16 protein-coding genes and 1 riboswitch are annotated in these 17068 nt (G+C 62.1%); of the genes, 4 read left to right on the top strand and 12 right to left on the bottom strand.

What is annotated here, in order from left to right; translation table 11 throughout:
* Positions 1-24 precede the first annotated feature (24 nt).
* Complete coding sequence (locus tag NKK51_RS22290; protein WP_352554604.1) at positions 25-1272, bottom strand: aromatic ring-hydroxylating oxygenase subunit alpha; 1248 nt, start codon at positions 1270-1272, stop codon at positions 25-27.
* 115 nt (positions 1273-1387) lie between these two features.
* Positions 1388-1589, bottom strand: a riboswitch (cobalamin riboswitch).
* 506 nt (positions 1590-2095) lie between these two features.
* Between NKK51_RS22290 and NKK51_RS22285 the strand changes: the two genes are divergently transcribed.
* The 3 genes from NKK51_RS22285 to NKK51_RS22275 all read left to right on the top strand — a co-directional run bounded on the left by NKK51_RS22285 (position 2096) and on the right by NKK51_RS22275 (position 2870).
* Complete coding sequence (locus tag NKK51_RS22285) at positions 2096-2293, top strand: DUF680 domain-containing protein (protein ID WP_352554603.1); 198 nt, start codon at positions 2096-2098, stop codon at positions 2291-2293.
* Between the two features lie 71 nt (positions 2294-2364).
* On the top strand, positions 2365-2565 hold the full coding sequence (locus NKK51_RS22280; protein ID WP_352554602.1) for a DUF680 domain-containing protein: 201 nt from the start codon (positions 2365-2367) through the stop codon (positions 2563-2565).
* A 68-nt stretch (positions 2566-2633) separates the two neighbouring features.
* Complete coding sequence (locus tag NKK51_RS22275; protein WP_023813652.1) at positions 2634-2870, top strand: DUF680 domain-containing protein; 237 nt, start codon at positions 2634-2636, stop codon at positions 2868-2870.
* A 76-nt stretch (positions 2871-2946) separates the two neighbouring features.
* Here the strand turns inward: NKK51_RS22275 and NKK51_RS22270 are convergent, their stop codons facing one another.
* From NKK51_RS22270 to NKK51_RS22250, 5 genes are all read right to left on the bottom strand, one after another.
* Positions 2947-4059, bottom strand: a complete 1113-nt coding sequence (locus tag NKK51_RS22270; RefSeq protein WP_023813651.1) for an ABC transporter ATP-binding protein — start codon at positions 4057-4059, stop codon at positions 2947-2949.
* Between the two features lie 24 nt (positions 4060-4083).
* Complete coding sequence (gene bglA / locus NKK51_RS22265) at positions 4084-5748, bottom strand: beta-galactosidase BglA (protein ID WP_352554601.1); 1665 nt, start codon at positions 5746-5748, stop codon at positions 4084-4086.
* A 4-nt stretch (positions 5749-5752) separates the two neighbouring features.
* Positions 5753-6907 (bottom strand): carbohydrate ABC transporter permease, encoded by a 1155-nt coding sequence (locus tag NKK51_RS22260; RefSeq protein WP_352554600.1) that lies wholly within the window; start codon positions 6905-6907, stop codon positions 5753-5755.
* Between the two features lies 1 nt (position 6908).
* On the bottom strand, positions 6909-7922 hold the full coding sequence (locus NKK51_RS22255) for a carbohydrate ABC transporter permease (RefSeq protein ID WP_127289686.1): 1014 nt from the start codon (positions 7920-7922) through the stop codon (positions 6909-6911).
* Between the two features lie 227 nt (positions 7923-8149).
* Positions 8150-9505: an ABC transporter substrate-binding protein gene (locus NKK51_RS22250; protein ID WP_352554599.1), complete on the bottom strand. Its 1356-nt coding sequence runs from the start codon at positions 9503-9505 to the stop codon at positions 8150-8152.
* Positions 9506-9867: 362 nt separating this feature from the next.
* On the opposite strand from NKK51_RS22250, the gene NKK51_RS22245 reads away from it, so the two are divergent.
* On the top strand, positions 9868-10890 hold the full coding sequence (locus NKK51_RS22245; protein WP_352554598.1) for a LacI family DNA-binding transcriptional regulator: 1023 nt from the start codon (positions 9868-9870) through the stop codon (positions 10888-10890).
* A 32-nt stretch (positions 10891-10922) separates the two neighbouring features.
* Here the strand turns inward: NKK51_RS22245 and NKK51_RS22240 are convergent, their stop codons facing one another.
* The 6 genes from NKK51_RS22240 to NKK51_RS22215 form a co-directional block, all read right to left on the bottom strand.
* Positions 10923-12362, bottom strand: a complete 1440-nt coding sequence (locus NKK51_RS22240; protein WP_352554597.1) for a S8 family serine peptidase — start codon at positions 12360-12362, stop codon at positions 10923-10925.
* Entirely contained in the window at positions 12352-13020 is a 669-nt protein-coding gene (locus tag NKK51_RS22235) for an anti-sigma factor (protein ID WP_352554596.1), read from the bottom strand. The genes NKK51_RS22240 and NKK51_RS22235 overlap by 11 nt, the downstream gene beginning before the upstream one ends.
* A complete protein-coding gene (locus NKK51_RS22230) occupies positions 13017-13583 on the bottom strand; it encodes a sigma-70 family RNA polymerase sigma factor (RefSeq protein ID WP_352554595.1) in 567 nt (188 codons plus the stop codon). The genes NKK51_RS22235 and NKK51_RS22230 overlap by 4 nt, the downstream gene beginning before the upstream one ends.
* A 265-nt stretch (positions 13584-13848) precedes the next feature.
* Entirely contained in the window at positions 13849-14688 is an 840-nt protein-coding gene (locus tag NKK51_RS22225; protein ID WP_352554594.1) for an alkaline phosphatase family protein, read from the bottom strand.
* A 98-nt stretch (positions 14689-14786) separates the two neighbouring features.
* Positions 14787-16376: an ABC transporter substrate-binding protein gene (locus tag NKK51_RS22220; protein ID WP_352554593.1), complete on the bottom strand. Its 1590-nt coding sequence runs from the start codon at positions 16374-16376 to the stop codon at positions 14787-14789.
* 183 nt (positions 16377-16559) lie between these two features.
* The coding region (locus tag NKK51_RS22215) for an ATP-binding cassette domain-containing protein (RefSeq protein ID WP_352554592.1) at positions 16560-17068 on the bottom strand (509 nt) is incomplete at its 5' end.

Genomic DNA, 17068 nt, shown 5'->3' with positions numbered 1-17068 from the left:
GCATTCATCCTCTTGTCCCCTGGGCTAGGCGACGCTGCGCAGGGCCGGCCGGTCGCCTTCTGCAAGGCGCGGTCCGATGAACGACGCGTACCACTCGACGAACTGGATCACGCCGCCCTCATGCAGCTCCGAATAGGGGCCTGGTTCGTAGGCCGGCGACAAGATGCCGAAGGCGTTTTCCTCGACGATGCGACGGTCCTGGTCGTTGGTCTCGGTCCAGACATGGGTGAGCTCAGCGAGATCGTAGTCGACGCCTTCGACCGCATCCTTGTGGACGAGCCATTTTGTCGTCACCGCGGTTTCCGTGGCACTGATCGGCAGCACGAGGAAGGTGACGGCATGGTCGCCGAGGATATGGTTCCAGGTTGTCGGATAATGATAAAGCAGCAAGGAGCCGATGCGGTCGGTTGAAACGCTGTCGGACAGGTTCTTCTGGACCGCCCGTTTTCCCGTCATGGTGTAGCTGACGGCATCGCGCAGCAGCGGCGCGCGGGTGGCGCGGTACTGCCCTGCCGGATCGATGCGGAATTTGCTCGGCAGGCCTGATGCCTCGCATTTGGCCCAGTGCGCGACCATTTCAGGGTCGCTGTCGGCGCCGTTGACGCCGGTCACGGTCGGAGCCTCGGGGAAGGTCTTGCACAGCTCAGGATGATTGGCGGCGCAGTGATAGCACTCGCGGTTGTTTTCCCAGACCAGCTTCCAGTTGCCCTTCTCGACGATCGTGCTCTCGAAGGCGATCTTTGCTTCACGCAACCGGTGCGGCAAAAGATAGGGTTCGATCATCGCCCGCATCGGCGCGAAATCCGCCGGCTCCTTGGCCAGACAGATGAAGATGTAGCCGCCGACGCTCTCGCAGGCGACCGGCTTCAGGCTGAAATCACTCTTGTCGAAACCGTCGGCCATCTGGCGGGCAAACAGCAGGCGGCCGTCCAGCTCATAGGTCCACTGGTGATAGGGGCAGACGAGCTTTGCCGCCGTGCCCTTCTCCGTGTTGCATACACGGCTGCCGCGATGGCGGCAGGAATTGTGGAAGGCGTTGATCTTGCCGTGCTGGTCGCGGACAAGGACCACCGGATAGTCGCCGATCTGCACGGTGATGTAGCTGCCCGGCTTCGGCAGTTCGCAATCATGGCCGATGAACAGCCAGTCGCGATACCAGATCAGCTCCATGTCGAGCTTGAAGTAGTCCGGATCGGTGTAGAAGGGCTGCTCCAGCGAAAAGCCTTGCCGGCGCCCCTTCAGGAGCCTCAGCATGTCGTTGCGGGTATCCATGTCCTGTCCTCGTTTCTAAGGACTGAACTGGTGGTGATGGAGGAAGGATTGAAACGCAGGCCGGCTAGGTGCCAGACATGCGCTATCCACCTCTTGACCGCCCACCGCGATCAGTCGAGTCTAACAATCTCGGGCTGGTTTCCGGGCTCTGGAGTTGTCCTTGCGGACCATCGCGACACCTTCCCAGGCAGTTGCCCAGTGGTCTCCCGTTGCGACTTGAACTCCACCACCGTTGCGGGGGCAGCGCCGGATTCTGACCGGCTTCCCAATTCTCCGCCTCGTCGTCACGAAGCGGCACCTGAGATGGTATGATCTAACCACGATCGGGGGCGCGCCGTCGGCATGAAAACGACATCGTATCCATGCGGCGCGACACGGCCTGCGAACGTTCCCGCAGACCGTCGCGGGCTGAAATCCACCTCCCGGATGACCATTTTGCCGGCTGCGATATCCCCGAATCGGACCCCTTGGCGGGGTCAAAAAAGGTTAACGGTTTCGAAAAGTGACTATTAGCTCGATCTAAAATCGAACCGAACGGTTCGTTTCTGTTGACGGTGCGTGCAGGACGGTGTGAACGCTGGGCCTCTGAAACAGTCAGTGATCCATCCAGCGGTTACACTTAACATGCTGATTTAAAGAAGAAAAATATACCGTAGATTCCCTTGGCACAATTTCAAGGTGTGGATTCATGGTCCACACGGAACAACTTCGTGATTGGAAAAGGCGGGGTTGCCCTCCCACATCGGGGCTGTCCGAACGACGCGATTTCATTTCCAAGACACGCCGCTAGACGGACGGAAAAAGACGATACTGGAGTACAAAAATGAAAAAGATCATTCTCACTGCCGCAGCCCTTCTGGCCATTTCCGGCAGCGCCTTCGCTGGTAGCGACCACTACGGTTCGAACGCCGCGGCAGCCACTGCTGTCGACAGCTCGTACACCGCTTCGACCAAGAAGTCGGAACCGGCTGCTCAGGCGCCTGCCCAGGGTGCTGACCGCAACCTCTTCGACAACAACTAACAGCCGATTCCCAGTCGACGGCGGGCTCGCCCGCCGCCCTGGCGAAATTCAGACATTCAGGAGTATTTAAGATGAACAAGATCCTCATTGCTGCCGCCGCCGTTCTGGCCATCTCCGGCAGCGCTTTCGCCGGCAGCGACAACTACGGTTCGAACGGCTCCAACCAGCCTGCCGCCACGGTGGACCAGTCGTACACGGCTTCCACCAAGACCGCGGAATCGACTGCCCAGACGCCCGCTCAGGGCAGCGACCGTAACCTCTTCGGTCGCTAATAACCAATTCGCAAGCGACGGCAGCTGTGTCTGCCGTCCTGGCGAAATCCAGAATTCAGGAGATTAAAATGAACAAGATCCTTATTGCTGCCGCCGCCGTTCTGGCCATCACCGGCAGCGCGTTCGCCGGCAGCGACAACTTTGGCTCCAACGGCGCCAATCAGCCTGCGGTTACTTCGGTTGACAGCGCGCATACGAGCTCGGTCCGCAACAGCGGTGGCCTCGTCGAGAAGCTGCTCAATTCGTCGGGCGACGTGGAGAAGTCCGCCCCTCAGGGCAGCGACCGGAACCTCTTCGGCCGTTAACAGCCGAAGCTGATCTTCAACAAAAGAGCGGCGGGCCTAGCCCGCCGCTCTTTTGCGTCCAAGACGCGTTCCTGCCTCAGGCCGCCTTCGCTTCAGCCTCATGAAGGGCAAACGACCGTCCGTCAGCGTCGAAGATATGCAGGTCCTCGCCATTGGCGCTCAGCCGCAATGTCGAACCACGCTTGACCTCGACATTGCCGGGCAGCTTGGTCACCAGCGGCAGGTCGGCGCGACCGATGTCGACATAGACCAGCTGAACCTCGCCGAGCTGCTCGAGATAGTCGACCGTCCCCTCGAACAGATAGTCCGCGCCGCTGGCGATGATCAGGTCCTCCGGCCGCACGCCAAAGCTCACCGCAGCACCCTTCGCCGAAGCAGGCGTTGCGATCGGCACGGTTGCCTTGCGTCCGCCGACATGGCTGACGACGGTCGGATTGCCGGTCTTTTCGATGGTCGCGGGCAGGATGTTCATGGCCGGCGAGCCAATGAACTGGGCAACGAACAGATTGCCGGGCTTCTTGTAGAGATCCATCGGCGTGCCGACCTGCTCGATATGGCCGTCCTTGAGCACCACGATGCGGTCGGCCAGCGTCATCGCCTCGACCTGATCGTGGGTGACGTAGATCATGGTCGTGTTGGGCATCGATTCCTTGAGCTTGGCGATTTCGATGCGGGTGGCGACGCGCAGCGCGGCGTCGAGGTTCGAAAGCGGCTCGTCGAACAGGAACACCTTCGGATTGCGCACGATGGCGCGGCCGATGGCGACGCGCTGGCGCTGGCCGCCTGACATCGCCTTGGGCAGGCGGTCGAGATATTTGGTCAATTGCAGGATCTCGGCGGCCTGACGCACGCGGCGGTCGATCTCGGCCTTGTTCTCTTTGCCGATCTTCATCGAGAACGCCATGTTGTCATAGACGGTCATGTGCGGGTAGAGCGCGTAGGACTGGAACACCATGGCGATGCCGCGCTTCGACGGCGGCACGTCGTTCACCACTTCGCCGGCTATTCTGAGTTCGCCGGAGGTGATTTCCTCGAGCCCGGCGATCGATCTCAGCAATGTCGACTTGCCGCAGCCCGACGGGCCGACGAAGACGATGAACTCGCCCGACTTAATATCGAGATCGATGCCGTGGAGAATGTTCAGATTGCCGTAGGACTTCTTCACTTGTCTTAGCGTGACATCGGCCATTGGTTTCCTCCAGTGATTGGAAATTCAGTCGAGACGCCCGAACCAGGCGCCGTAGCCGCCAAGCTCGATGGAACCGCTGTTCGCCTGCCCCGAAAATCCGTGCCCGGGCAGAGGTTGCAGCGATCGGCCGCCAAGGTCAACCTTGGCCGGCCCGGCTCCCAGATTGAAGATGCAGACGATCTGCTCATTGCCCGCGCGGCGTGTGAAGGCGACGGTGTCGCCCTCACTTTCGATGAAATTGATATCGCCCTTGGCCAGCGCCGGATGGGCGCGCCGGAAGCTGAGAAAGCGCCGGTAGTGCTCGAGTAGCGAAGTCTCGTCGTCCTGCTGGACATCGACCGCTTGCGACAGATGCTTGGCCGGCACCGGTAGCCAGGGCTTTGCCGAGGAGAAGCCGCCATTTTTGGCGCTGCCTTCCCACACCATCGGTGTGCGGCAGCCGTCGCGGCCCTTGAATTCCGGCCAGAAGCGAATGCCATAGGGGTCCTGCAGATCCTCGAACCGAAGGTCGGCTTCGCCGAGCCCAAGCTCCTCGCCCTGATAGATGCAGACCGAGCCGCGCAGGGACATCAGCAGCGCCGAGATGACCTTGAGGTAGGCGATCGGGTCGGCCTCATTGGCCGCCCAGCGCGAGGCCGGGCGCATCACATCATGGTTGGAAAAGGCCCAGCACGACCAGCCGTCGCTGGCGACCTTGCTGAAGGATTCCAGCACCGAGCGGACCTTGCCCGCGCTGATCTTTTCCGGCGCCAGGAAATCGAAGGAGTAGCACATATGCACGCGCTTGCCGCCGGCGGTGTAGGCGGCAACCACTTCAAGCCCGCGCTGCGAATCGCCGACCTCGCCGACCGCTGCGGTTGCCGGATATTCATCGAGCAGGGTACGGAACCGTTCGAGGAAGCCGAGGTTCTCGGGCCGGCTCTTGTCGTAGAGATGGTCCTGGTAGTTGTAGGGGTTGACCGCCGGCGCGGTCTGGTCGTTGCGCTCTTCCGGCGGCAGCGGCGGATTGTTTTCCAGACCCTGGCTGTGGAAGTAGAAATTGATGGTATCGAGCCGGAAACCATCGACGCCGCGTTCCAGCCAGAAGCGGGTGACGTCGAGCAATGCGTCCTGGACTTCGCGGTTGTGAAAGTTGAGGTCGGGCTGTTCGGCCAGGAAATTGTGCATGTAATATTGCTGGCGGCTGGTGTCCCAGTGCCACGCCGAGCCACCGAAGATCGACAGCCAGTTGTTGGGCGGCGTGCCGTCCGGCCTGGCGTCTGCCCAGACATACCAGTCGGCCTTCGGGTTGGTGCGGCTCGACCGGCTTTCCTTGAACCAGGGATGATTGTCCGCCGTATGCGACAGCACCTCGTCGATCATCACCTTCAAGCCCAGCCTGTGTGCCTCGGCGGTCAGCGCGTCGAAGTCGGCCAGCGTGCCGAACATCGGATCGACGTCGCAGTAATCTGACACGTCGTAGCCGAAATCCTTCATCGGCGACTTGAAGAACGGTGAAATCCAGATGGCGTCCGCCCCTAGCGCCGCGATGTAGGGAAGCCGCCCGATGATGCCCTTGAGGTCGCCGATGCCGTCGCCGTTCGAGTCCTGGTAGCTGCGCGGATAGATCTGGTAGATCACCGCACCTCGCCACCAGTCGCGATCGATGGCGAGATCCGGCTTCGAGCTGGCCTTCAAAGCAGATTGCATCGTCTCAGCCTCCTTTCACCGAGCCGGCAAGCAGCCCGCGGACAAAATAGCGTTGCAGCGAGAAGAAGACGATCAGCGGCACGATGATGGTCACGAAAGCCGATGTCGTCAGAATCTCCCAGTCGCCGCCGCGTGAGCCCAACAGCGCGTTGAGCTTGGCGGTCAGCACGATCTGGTCTGCCTCTGTACCGAGGAAAACCATCGCCACCAGCAGATCGTTCCATACCCACAGGAATTGGAAGATGGCAAACGAAGCCAGCACCGGGAACGACAACGGCAAGACGATCTTGACGAAGATCTCGAAATCGCTGGCGCCGTCGATGCGCGCCGATTCCATGATCTCGCGCGGCAGACCGGCAATATAGCTGCGCAGCAGGTAGATGGCGAAGGGCAGGCCGAAGCCGGTATGCGCCAGCCAGATGCCGAGATAGGTCTTCGACGGCATGCCGAAGAAAGCGCCGACGCCATTATAGAGTTTCAACAACGGGATCAGCGACATCTGCAATGGCACCACCAGCAGGCCGATGATAACCGCGATCAGCAGCGCCCGGCCGGGAAACCGCATCCAGGCTAGCGCATAGGCGGCAAAGGCGGCGATCAGGATCGGGATGATTGTCGCTGGGATAGTGACGGTCAGCGAATTCATGAATGACCGTCCGATGCCCTCGGAGAACAGCACGGTTCTGTAATTGTCGGTGGTGAATTTCGGCGGCGCCGACGAAGCATAATAGACGCGCTGGCCGCGATCGCCTTCGAATGCTTTCGGGGACTGCATGACGAAGCTGCCGTCGGCGTTGAGCTGCAGGGTCACGCCGTCGCCGAGATCGGCCGTCGTGCCGGCGGGATATTGCGTCGGTGCCGCCGATTTGACGCCGAAGGCGCTGATGTCGCGGGCAGCACCGTCGCCGAAGATGTTGCCCTCGAGAACGAACTTGCCGTCCTTTTCGACTTGCGTCGAGGCGGCTGGCAGCCGGCCGGCTTCGGTCTGGGTGGAGTTGGAGAACGAATTCCACCAGCCCGAGGCGATGATCTGGTTCTTGTCGCGCAGCGACGAGACCAGGATGCCGAGCGTCGGGATGGTCCAGATGGCGACGAAGACGAGCACTGCGATGTGGACGCCAAAGCGGCTGGCGAAGGATTTTCCGGTCGCGACGGCCATCTCAATGTCCTCCCGTCTCTTTGTTCGCCTGGCGGATGTTCCAGACCATGATCGGAATGACCGCGATCATGATGATGATGGCGATGGTGGCGCCGCGGCCGAAATCGCCGCCGCCGCGGAACATCCAGTCGAACATCAGATTGGCCAGCACCTGGCTGTTCCACTGGCCGTTGGTCATGGTCAGCACGATGTCGAACACTTTGAGCACCAGAATGGTGATCGTGGTCCAGACCACGGCGATGGTGCCCCAGATCTGCGGCACCATGATCTTCCAGAAGATCTGGAACGGATTGGCGCCGTCGATGACGGCGGCTTCCAGCGTTTCTTCGGGAATGCCGCGCAGGGCGGAAGACAGGATGACCATGGCAAAGCCGGTCTGGATCCAGATCAGGATGATCATCAGGAAGAAATTGTTCCAGAACGGCAGCGATATCCAGACCTGCGGCTGGCCGCCGAAATGCTGAATGATGGCGTTGAGGATGCCGATCTGCGTCTGGCCTTCGCCGCGATATTCGTAGATGAATTTCCAGATCACGCTGGCGCCGACGAAGGAGATCGCCAGCGGCAGGAAGATCAGGCTCTTGGCGATCGTGCCCCACCAGATCTTGTCCGTAAGCACGGCGATGATCAGCCCAAGGAAGGTGCAGGCGGCCGGCACCACCGCCAGCCAGATGATGTTGTTGAGGATCGAGTTGCGGAACTCGCGATCGCCGAACGCCCATTCATAGTTCGCCAGGCCGACGAAATTGATGCCGCTGCGATCGAGGAACGACAGCCGCAGCGTCTCGACCACCGGATAGATCAGGTAGATGGTGAGGATGATCATCGCCGGGCCGACGAACAGCCATGGCCGGACCAGTCCTTGCCGGCGCAGATTGTCGATGGCCGCGGCACCGGCGACGCCGCGTGACGGGAATATCAGGTCGACCAGTTTGTTGGCGCCCCAGAAATAGGCGACGCAACCGCCGACCCCGATGATGATGACGAATATGGCCGAGAAAATCTGAGCCGCCATGGGTCCCTCTCCCCCTGCGCATGATCCGACAAGGAATGACCTTGGTGACGGGGACCAGGCGCCGATTCAGTTGTTTGGAGCGCGTCATCGGCGGCTTGCGCACATTGCCGATCGCGCTTCATGTCAATGCGCTCATGACGAAAGGCTGCGGCACGGGCCGCCGTCGGATCCGGGCCAGTACGGCCCGGATCCAGTGCGAGAATGGTTGGTCGCTTACGTGCCGGCCGCTACTTGATCGCGTCCCAGCTCTTCTGGATGTCGGTGGCGACGTCCTGTGCCGACTTGCCGCCGACCAGGTCGATCATGCCGGTCCAGAAGGCGCCAGCGCCGATCTTGCCCGGCATCAGGTCGGAACCGTCGAAGCGGAAAGTCGAGGCATTGGCGAGGATTTCGCCCTGCTTCTTCAGCGCGTCGCTGGCATAGGCATCCTTGTTGACCGACTTGAGCGGCGTCACGAAGGCGCCTTCGGCCATCCAGATCTCGTGGGCGAGCGGCATCTTCAGGAATTCGATGAACGCGCGCGCACTCTTGCTGTCCTTGGTGATCATCGCCAGCGTGCCGGCGCCGAGCACCGGCGTGCCCAGTTCAGGCTTGGAGGCATAGGGCGGGAAGTAGAAGAAGTCCGCGTCCTGGCCGACCTTGGTGCCTTCCGGGAAGAAGGTCGGGATGAACGATGCCTGGTGGTGCAGGTAGCATTTCGGCGGCACCGAAAAGAGGCCCTTCGGGCTGTCGCGGAAATCGGTCGCCGCAACCGCCTTGGCGCCGCCGTCGACCATCTTGTCGTCGGTGGCGATCTTGCCGAAAATGTCGATGGCATTGACCACTGCGGGGTCGTTGAACGGGATCTCGTTCTTCACCCATTTGTCGTAGACCTCCGGAGGCTGGGTGCGCAGCATCAGGTCTTCGACCCAGTCGGTCGCCGGCCAGCCGGTGGCGCCGCCGGAGCCGAGGCCGATGCACCACGGCTTGCCGCCATCGGCGATGATCTTCTTTTCGAGATCGGCGAGTTCTTCCTGGGTCTTCGGCACCTTGTAGCCGGCTTCCTCGAAATTATCCGGCGAGTACCAGACCAGCGACTTCACGTCGGCCTTGTAAGGGAAGGCGAAGAAGCCCGGCTTGCCGTCCTTGTCCTTGAAGGTGCCGAGATCGACCCATGACTGGCCGGCACCGTAATTGTCCTTGACCCATTTGGCGGTGTCGTCGCCGAGCGGTGTCAAAAGGCCCTTCGACGCCAGGTCCTGGATGAGGCCCGGCTGCGGCAGCACGGCGATATTCGGCGGGCTGCCGGCCTGTGTGTCGATGACGATCTGCTGCTCGTAATTCTCCGAGGAGGAATATTTGATCTCGACGCCGGTGGCTTCCGCGAAATAGTCGAGAACGCCGCGCACCAGGCCTTCGTCCTCGCCGCGCCACGGTCCGAAGATCGACAGCGTCTCACCCTTGAGGTCGACTTTCTTGAGCTCTTCGTAGTTCGCCCAGTTGAAGCGCTTGTCTTCGCCGGGCTTGAACTTCAGTTCGGCCTGCGCGGGCGCGTTCAGGGCGAACGTGGCAAACGCAGCACCCAGCAAAAGCATTTTCTTCATCGGTATTCCTCCCAGTGGGTCTCACACACCGGACGGAACCTCCATTCCGCCCGCCGACGCCGCAGGACTGTGACTCAGTCGGAAAGGAACCGCAACCTTTCGAAGAGTCTTCCAAAGCGCTTTGGCTTTTTCGATCACGCCATTGAATTGCTGGGAAGTCAAGAGGCTTGGCGAGTTAATCGATTTAGGTTGGCCCGTTTTCACTCCTAAAAGTGCGCTGCAACATACTATTTTGGCGATGCAGCAGCAATTTCTGTTTCAAACACGCCCAAACCGCGTCTATGGTTCTGCTTCGTATGGCTCGGCCCCGGTGGCACTTGGGTCGATTCAATTTAAAAGCGCTTTGAGGGAATGGAGACTTCGTGAACCTCAAGCAGCTCGCCCACATGCTGGCACTTTCGCAAACCACGGTGAGCCGTGCGCTGAACGGCTATCCCGAGGTCAACGAGGAGACGCGCAGGCGTGTCATGGATGCCGCCAAGCGCCATGGCTATCGTCCCAACCCGAGCGCGCGCCGGCTGGCGACCGGCAAGACCGGCATGATCGGCTATGTCCTGCCGACCGGTACGTCGGTCGACATCGATCCGCATTTCGTCGAGTTCCTGTCCGGCCTTGGTGACTATGCCCGCTCGCACGAGCTTGATCTTGTGCTGTCGCCGGCCGACGCCGACGACCAGGAGACGACCTACCGGCGCATCGTCGCCAACCGGCAGGTCGACGCTGTTTATATCTCCTCTCCAAGGCCCGCCGACCGGCGCGTGGCGCTGGTCAACACACTCGGCATTCCCTTCATCGTCCATGGCCGCAGCGAAGGTTTCGATTTCGACTATGCCTTCACCGACATCGACAATGAGGGCGCCTTCCACGAGGCAGCCAGGCTGCTGATCCAGCTCGGTCATCGGCGGCTGGCGTTGATCAACGGTGACGACCGCGAAACCTTCGCCATCCATCGCGAACGCGGCGTGCGCCGGGCACTCGCCGCGAGCGGACTGTCATTGAGCGAACGCCATGTCTGCTCGGTCGATATGACCGAAGAGAACGGCTATCGCGCCACCAGGCGTTTGCTGGAAGAAGGTGACGCGCCGACGGCGATCGCCTGCTCCAGCCTGATCATGGCACTCGGCGTCGTGCGCGCCGTGCGCGACCTCGGCTTGAGCATTCCCGGCGACGTGTCGCTGATCGCTCATGATGACGTCTTCCCCTGGCTGAGGCCGGAGAATTTTTCGGTGCCGTTGTCGACGACGCGTTCATCGATCCGTCTCGCCGGCGCCCGTGTCGCCGAGCGGCTGGCGGCACGGATTTCAGGACTGGAGGAGGGGGCGCGAGGCGAGGTCTGGCCGGTCGATCTGGTGGTCAGGGGATCGGTCGCCGGCGCGCCTGTTTAGAACTGTCTCCCGAAGCGCTGCAAGCGCCGACCTCATTCCTTCACCACCGCCGCCGCCTTGATGTCCAGCAGCCCATAGCCGAAATCATTGTCGCGGCCCTTGGGGCCGAGATCTCTGGCCGTTGCGGCGAGCGCCTTCTCGATGTCGTCGGCCGAGCGATCAGGCGCGGCATGGATGAGATTGGCGATGGCGCCGCTTACGATCGCCGCCGCGAATGAGGTGCCGGTGACCACGTCCGAGCCGCCGCCGCTCGGCGCCACCATCTCGACGCCGGGCGCCGAAATGAAGACATAGGCGCCGCGATTGGCCTGCGGCATCAGTCCGTCCCTGGCGTCGGTTGCGGTCACCGCGATGACGCCGTCGAAGGCGGCCGGATAGCCATAAGGCGCTTTCGGCCCGTTGTTGCCGGCGGCAGCGACCAGCACCATGCCGAGCGCGCGGGCATTGCGGCAGGCGACGCCGAGCAAATCGTTCTTCGGCCCGACGAAACTCATATTGATGATGCGCACGTCCTGTTCCGCCGCCCAGTCGAGCGCCGACAGGATGACATCCATGGTCGACTTGCCGCCCTCGAAGGCGCGGGCGTGATAGATTTTTGCGCCCGGCGCCATGCCTTCCAGCGCGCCGACGCCGGCGATCAGCCCGTCGATCGACGTGCCGTGATCGCGCTTTTCTGTCGGCACGTCGGGCATGGCGTCGAACTGCCCGGCAATGACTCCTGACAGCGCCGGATTGGTGTCGTCGATGCCGGTGTCGATCACCGCGATGCGGACGTTCTCGCCGCTGGCCTGCTTGGAATCGAGCGCGATACGATCGAAGGCATAGTTTACGATGCCGGCGGCCTGCTGCAGCGAATAGACATGGTTGGGCTCGCGCCGCTGGGTGCGGCCGTCGGCGGCCAGTTGCGCCAGCACGACGCCGACGGGCCGGCCGTCGGGAATGCCGAAGCGCACCAGCGTGGTGCCAAGCAGCCGCGACTGGCGCTGCGAGCGCACCTGGAGGCCGAAGGAAGCGGCGATCTGCTGGACGGCGCCGGCATCGCCGTCGACGGTCACCAGCACCTCGTCGGGCACGAAATCGCCGACTACCGCGCGCCGCGGCTGAACGGCAATGAGATCGGTCGGCGAGACGATCGGGCCACCGGGCGGGGGGCCGGCTTGAGTATCGGCCGGGGGCGTTGCGGGCGCCGGCCGGGGCGTCGGCACCGGTGTTGGAGACGCCACCGGGTTGGGAAACAGGTCGACGATCAGCGCCGGCAGGAAGACGGGGCCGGATTGGCCTGCGTCCGATCCGCCCTTTGTGTCGCTGCCATCCTTGGCGCAGTCGACGCCCGCCGCGTTGGTCCCGTCGCGGCAGTCGATTTTCGTCTGGTCTGGATTGGGGTCGTTGGTCTGCGCCGACACGGGCACGGCGACGATTGTCATCGCCGCCGCAAGCATTGCCGCAAATCGAATGACCGCCTCAGCCGCCATCAACCGGTTTCCTTCCCTCGATCACAGTTTCCGTGAAAGCCTGGGCGGCAACAAGGCCGACTTGCTTGTTGTAGTCGGCAGCGGTCGCGGCCGAAATGCCAAGCCGGAACACGCCGTCGGCGGTCGGTCCGCCGATGATCTTCAGCCCGTTGCTGCCGAGGAAGGCGGATATGTCAGACATCTTGGCATCCGGCTTGAACTTGACCAGAGCGAACGGCATTTTCGCCAGATCGTTTTCCGCGCCGGCAATCTCGAAATCATTGCCCTTGCCGCCGGGTTCGACAAACGACTGCACCATGACCAGAGCCAGCAGAACCGCGGCTGCCGCCCAGGCGACACCGACCGGCACCGCCATGAAGCGGCCCCAGGCCTGCGCCAGCCAGGACGATCCTGCCGGCTTGCGCGCAGGCCCGGCCTCGGCGTCGAGTGCCTTGGCAAAGCGGCTGAGCGCATCGGCCGGCGGCCGGATTGCTTCGTTGGCGGCCGTGGCGCCGGAGAATTCGGCTTCAGCCTCGCCAAGGGCGGCAAGTGCGGCCGGATCGCTGGCCAGCCATTCCTCGACCGCTTCCAGGTCGGAACCTTCCAGCGAGCCGTTCAGGTAGAACGGCAGCAGCGTTTCCATTTCGTCGCGGCGCGACATTTTTTCAGCGGCACTCATGGCCACCCCCTGTCGTAACCGGCGGCCTTAAGGGCTTCGCCGAGTTTCTTGCGGGCGTAAAACATCCGGGTCTTGACGGTTGCGACCGGAATGTCGAGCACCTCGCCGATCTCGTTCACCGACTGTCCGTGATAGTAGGCAAGGTCGATCACCACGCGGTGCTCTTCGGGTAAGGCGTTAACGAAGCGCCGCAGGGCGGCAGCCTTGTCTTCCTTCATGGTGACGACTTCCGGCGTGTCGGCGCCGTCGGGCACCGCGGCGGCGGCCTCGTCGTCGATCCAGTCTTCCTTCTTCTTACGCAGCAAGGACAGCGCCTTGAAACGGGCAATGCCGAGCAGCCATGTCGAGACTTCGGAACGCCCTTCGAAGGCGGGCGCCTGGCGCCACAGCTCGAGGAAGACTTCGTTGGCGATATCGTCGGCCATCATTTCCGATCCCGTCTGGCGCGCCACGAAGCGGTAGACCCGCGCGTGGTGACGCATGAACAGGAGCCGCACGGCGGCACGGTCGCCCTTCGCGACCCGGTCGACAAGCGCGCGATCGGTCTCCGTCGCTGCCGTCATGGCCGGTCGAGCCGCCTGGCTCCTGTCTGCTCTGTCGCTGATCGGTCCAAAAAGGTTCATCCTCCGCCAAGGAATTTTTGGGAGGCTAACCGAAGAGCGAGGCGGTTGCCAGAGCATCCCTTCTCCCAGTCACTATACGGGGAGAAGGTGCCGGCAGGCGGATGAGGGGCGGCGCCGGCGTGAGGTCTTATATTCGACTTTGGCGCTGCCCCTCACCCTCTCCCGGTAAAGGACGGGGAGAGGAGACGCCAACGTCGCATTCAGTTCATCCCAAGAACGACTTCGCCTTCATCGTCGCGGGCACGGGAACATCCAGCCGGCTTAAGATTGTCGGCGCCAGCTGCAACTGGTCGAGCAGAGTATCGGCCTGCGGCCCCGTGCCAGGCCCGAAATAATACAGCGCGAAATCCTGCATCTCGTCGTCATGGCCGCCATGATGACCACGATCGGTCTGGCCATGGTCGGCGGTGACCATCACCTCGTAACCGGCTTCGATCCAACGGGGCAGGAAGGCCGCCAGCATGCCGTCCATCGCATAGACAGCGTGGTCCATCTCATGGCAGTCGTGGCCGAAGCGGTGCCCCATCGAATCCAGCGTGCAGGTGTGCAGGATGCCGTAGTCGATGCCATGGCGTTTCGTCAGCATCGTCAGTGTCGCGAACAGGTCGACATCGCTCGGCGTCATCTGGTTGCGAAGATTGTAACCGGTCATGGTGTGGAAGCGGCCATGCGTGATCGGCCCGCTTGGCTCGTCGAACTCCATGTCCTCGACCAGGTCGAACGGATAGGCGCGGAAGAACTCCGACCAGTAGGAATGGGTCACCGCCCCCGTCTTGCCGCCTGCCTTGCTGACCTCGGAGAAGATATCGGGCTGCTCGACGCGGAACCGGTTCTCGTTGGAGAGAATCCCGTGCACCTGCGGTGAGACCCCGGTGTGGATCGACGCATAGCAGCAGGCCGAGGTCGACGGCAGCACCGAGCGCATCTTCCAGACGCGCGCCTCGCCCGATTGCACCCAACCTTCGAGATTGCCCATCAGCCGGCGCCAGTTCCGGTAGGGCACGCCATCGAGGATGATCAGCAGAAGCTTGGATTTGAGCGCCATGAGCTGCTCCATGCGGTTGGCGGTTGAAACGGGAACGCCGTGTGCCGTCCCGGGCACACGGCGTTCTTGATAGATGAAATCGGACGATCAGAGTCCGCTCAAGCGTTGAGCCAGCACTCGGCAAGCGCGTAGCCGTCCATCATTTCGCCGATAGGGCTCTTGGCATAGCCGCCGATCTTGTTGGTGGCGGCCGCGTCGATGAACTGGTTGAAGAAGGGCACGATCAGCCCGCCTTCGTCACGCATCATCACTGCCATATCGTGGTAGATCGCCTGGCGCTTGGCCTGGTCGAGCTCGCCGCGCGCGGTAAACAGCATCTTGTCGAATTCCGGCCGCTTGAAGCGCGTGTCGTTCCAGTCGGCGGTCGAGACATAGCCGGTGGAATACATCTGGTCCTGCGTGGCGCGTCCGCCCCAGTAGGAGAGCGAGAAAGGCTGCTTGTTCCAGACCTCAGACCAGTAGCCGTCGCCGGGTTCGCGCTTGATCTCGATCTTGATGCCGGCTTTGGCGCAGGACTGCTGATAGAGCTGTGCGGCATCGACGGCGCCCGGAAAAGCGACGTCCGAGGTGCGCAGCACGATCGAGCCGCTGTGGCCGGATTTCTTGTAGGCTGCCGCTGCCTTTTCCGGGTCGAACTTGCGCTGTTCGATGTCGGCGGAAAACAGCGGATAGGCCTCGTTGATCGGGAAGTCGTTACCCACCGAGCCATAGCCGCGCAGGATCTTTTCCAGCATCTCGTCGCGGTCCATGGCTAGCTTCAGCGCCATGCGCAGGTCGTTGCTGTCGAAAGGTGCGGTGTCGCAGAACATGTTGAACGGATAGTAGCCTTTGCCCGAGACGTTCTCGATGGAAACGCCGGCGATGCGCTTGACCAGATCGACGACCTTGGGTTCGACGCGGTTGATCATGTGCACCTGGCCGCCCTGCAAGGCTGCAAGCCGTGCGGTCGCATCATTGATGACGATGATCTCGACCTGATCGGCATGGCCGGCCTTGTCGCGCAGCCAGTAATTGGCGAAACGCTCGCCGCCATGGCGAACGCCTGGCTGGTTGACGCTAACCTTGTAGGGTCCGGCGCTGATACCGGCATTCGGATCGTCCTTGCCGCCATTCGGCTGGATGGTGAGATGATAGTCGGCCATCAGATAAGGGAAGTCGGCATCGGCGTCGCCGAGCGTGACGATGACCTCCTTGCCGCTCGCCTTGATCCCCTTGATGTTCTTGAGGATGCCGAGTGCTCCGGACTTGGACTTCTCGTCCGCATGGCGCTCGATGGTGGCGGCAACATCCTCCGCGCCGACCGTCTTGCCATTGTGGAACTCGATGCCGTCGCGGATCTTGATTGTCCATGTCTTGGCGTCGGCCGAGGCGCCAATCTCCTCGGCAATCAGGTTGACCAGCTTGTTGTCCGGTGTGAGGCGCACGAGATACTCGCCCCAAAGCTTGCCGAAGCTGAAGGTAACCTGGCTGAGGTTCAGCGCGGGATCGAGACTGTTGGTGGATTCACCGCCCTGCAGGCCGGCCTTGATGATACCGCCCTTCACCGCCGTCTGGGCAAATGCCTTGCCGGCCAGCGCCGGCATCAGGGCCGCCGATACGCCGAGCGCGGCGGCGCGCCCGAGAAAGGCGCGACGCGATATCCGGCCTTGACCGGCGAGTTCAGCGAGATAATCGAGTTCAGTCTTCATGTCCTACCCCTGTTTAAAAGTCGTGCGAGCGGCGCTTGTCCCGAAGGACGTTTGGCGTTCTAGTGTTGCATCCGGATGACGGTCGCCGGCGCCCCGATGTGGCGGCTTGATCTGACGCGATTTCCAGGGAAGCGCCCTGCATTTCTTCCGGGAGTACTGGTCTCCAGTTTTCCCGGAATTGCTTTAGTTCCCCGCGCTGGCCATGCGCCGTCCCTTGATTGCCTTTTCCAGCCAGCCGATTTCCATCTCTGGAACCGAGGAGAGCAGGAGGTCGGTATAGGCGTCGAAGGGCGGGCTCAGCACCTTGCTCTTGGGGCCATAGCGCACCACTTCGCCGCGATACATCACCGCGATCGAATCGGCGATAGACTTCACCGTCGCGAGGTCATGCGTGATGAACAGATAGGCGACGTTCTCTTCCTTCTGCAGCTCGAGCAGCAGCTCGAGAATGCCGTGTGCCACCAGCGGATCGAGTGCCGAGGTGACCTCGTCGCAGATAATCAACTTGGGCTTGGCGGCAAGTGACCGGGCGATGCAGACGCGTTGCTTCTGGCCGCCGGAAAGCTCGGCCGGGTAGCGATCGGAAAAGCCCTTGCCCATCTCGATCTTGTCGAGCAGTTCGGTAACGCGCCTGTCGCGCTCGCGGCCGCGCATGCCGAAATAGAATTCGAGCGGCCGGCCGATGATGGTGG

It is taken from the genome of Mesorhizobium sp. M0011, from assembly GCF_040324155.1.
Lineage (GTDB): Bacteria > Pseudomonadota > Alphaproteobacteria > Rhizobiales > Rhizobiaceae > Mesorhizobium.
The sequence above is the reverse complement of the archived record's forward strand: the minus strand, read 5'-3'. Positions and strand labels throughout refer to the sequence as shown.

Bases quoted from the DNA above. Each gene is read 5' to 3' on its own strand.
- NKK51_RS22290 (WP_352554604.1), bottom strand. From the start codon at position 1,272: ATGGATACCCGCAACGACATGCTGAGGCTCCTGAAGGGGCGCCGGCAA.
- NKK51_RS22285 (WP_352554603.1), top strand. From the start codon at position 2,096: ATGAAAAAGATCATTCTCACTGCCGCAGCCCTTCTGGCCATTTCCGGC.
- NKK51_RS22280 (WP_352554602.1), top strand. From the start codon at position 2,365: ATGAACAAGATCCTCATTGCTGCCGCCGCCGTTCTGGCCATCTCCGGC.
- NKK51_RS22275 (WP_023813652.1), top strand. From the start codon at position 2,634: ATGAACAAGATCCTTATTGCTGCCGCCGCCGTTCTGGCCATCACCGGC.
- NKK51_RS22270 (WP_023813651.1), bottom strand. From the start codon at position 4,059: ATGGCCGATGTCACGCTAAGACAAGTGAAGAAGTCCTACGGCAATCTG.
- bglA (WP_352554601.1), bottom strand. From the start codon at position 5,748: ATGCAATCTGCTTTGAAGGCCAGCTCGAAGCCGGATCTCGCCATCGAT.
- NKK51_RS22260 (WP_352554600.1), bottom strand. From the start codon at position 6,907: ATGGCCGTCGCGACCGGAAAATCCTTCGCCAGCCGCTTTGGCGTCCAC.
- NKK51_RS22255 (WP_127289686.1), bottom strand. From the start codon at position 7,922: ATGGCGGCTCAGATTTTCTCGGCCATATTCGTCATCATCATCGGGGTC.
- NKK51_RS22250 (WP_352554599.1), bottom strand. From the start codon at position 9,505: ATGAAGAAAATGCTTTTGCTGGGTGCTGCGTTTGCCACGTTCGCCCTG.
- NKK51_RS22240 (WP_352554597.1), bottom strand. From the start codon at position 12,362: ATGGCGGCTGAGGCGGTCATTCGATTTGCGGCAATGCTTGCGGCGGCG.
- NKK51_RS22235 (WP_352554596.1), bottom strand. From the start codon at position 13,020: ATGAGTGCCGCTGAAAAAATGTCGCGCCGCGACGAAATGGAAACGCTG.
- NKK51_RS22230 (WP_352554595.1), bottom strand. From the start codon at position 13,583: ATGACGGCAGCGACGGAGACCGATCGCGCGCTTGTCGACCGGGTCGCG.
- NKK51_RS22225 (WP_352554594.1), bottom strand. From the start codon at position 14,688: ATGGCGCTCAAATCCAAGCTTCTGCTGATCATCCTCGATGGCGTGCCC.
- NKK51_RS22220 (WP_352554593.1), bottom strand. From the start codon at position 16,376: ATGAAGACTGAACTCGATTATCTCGCTGAACTCGCCGGTCAAGGCCGG.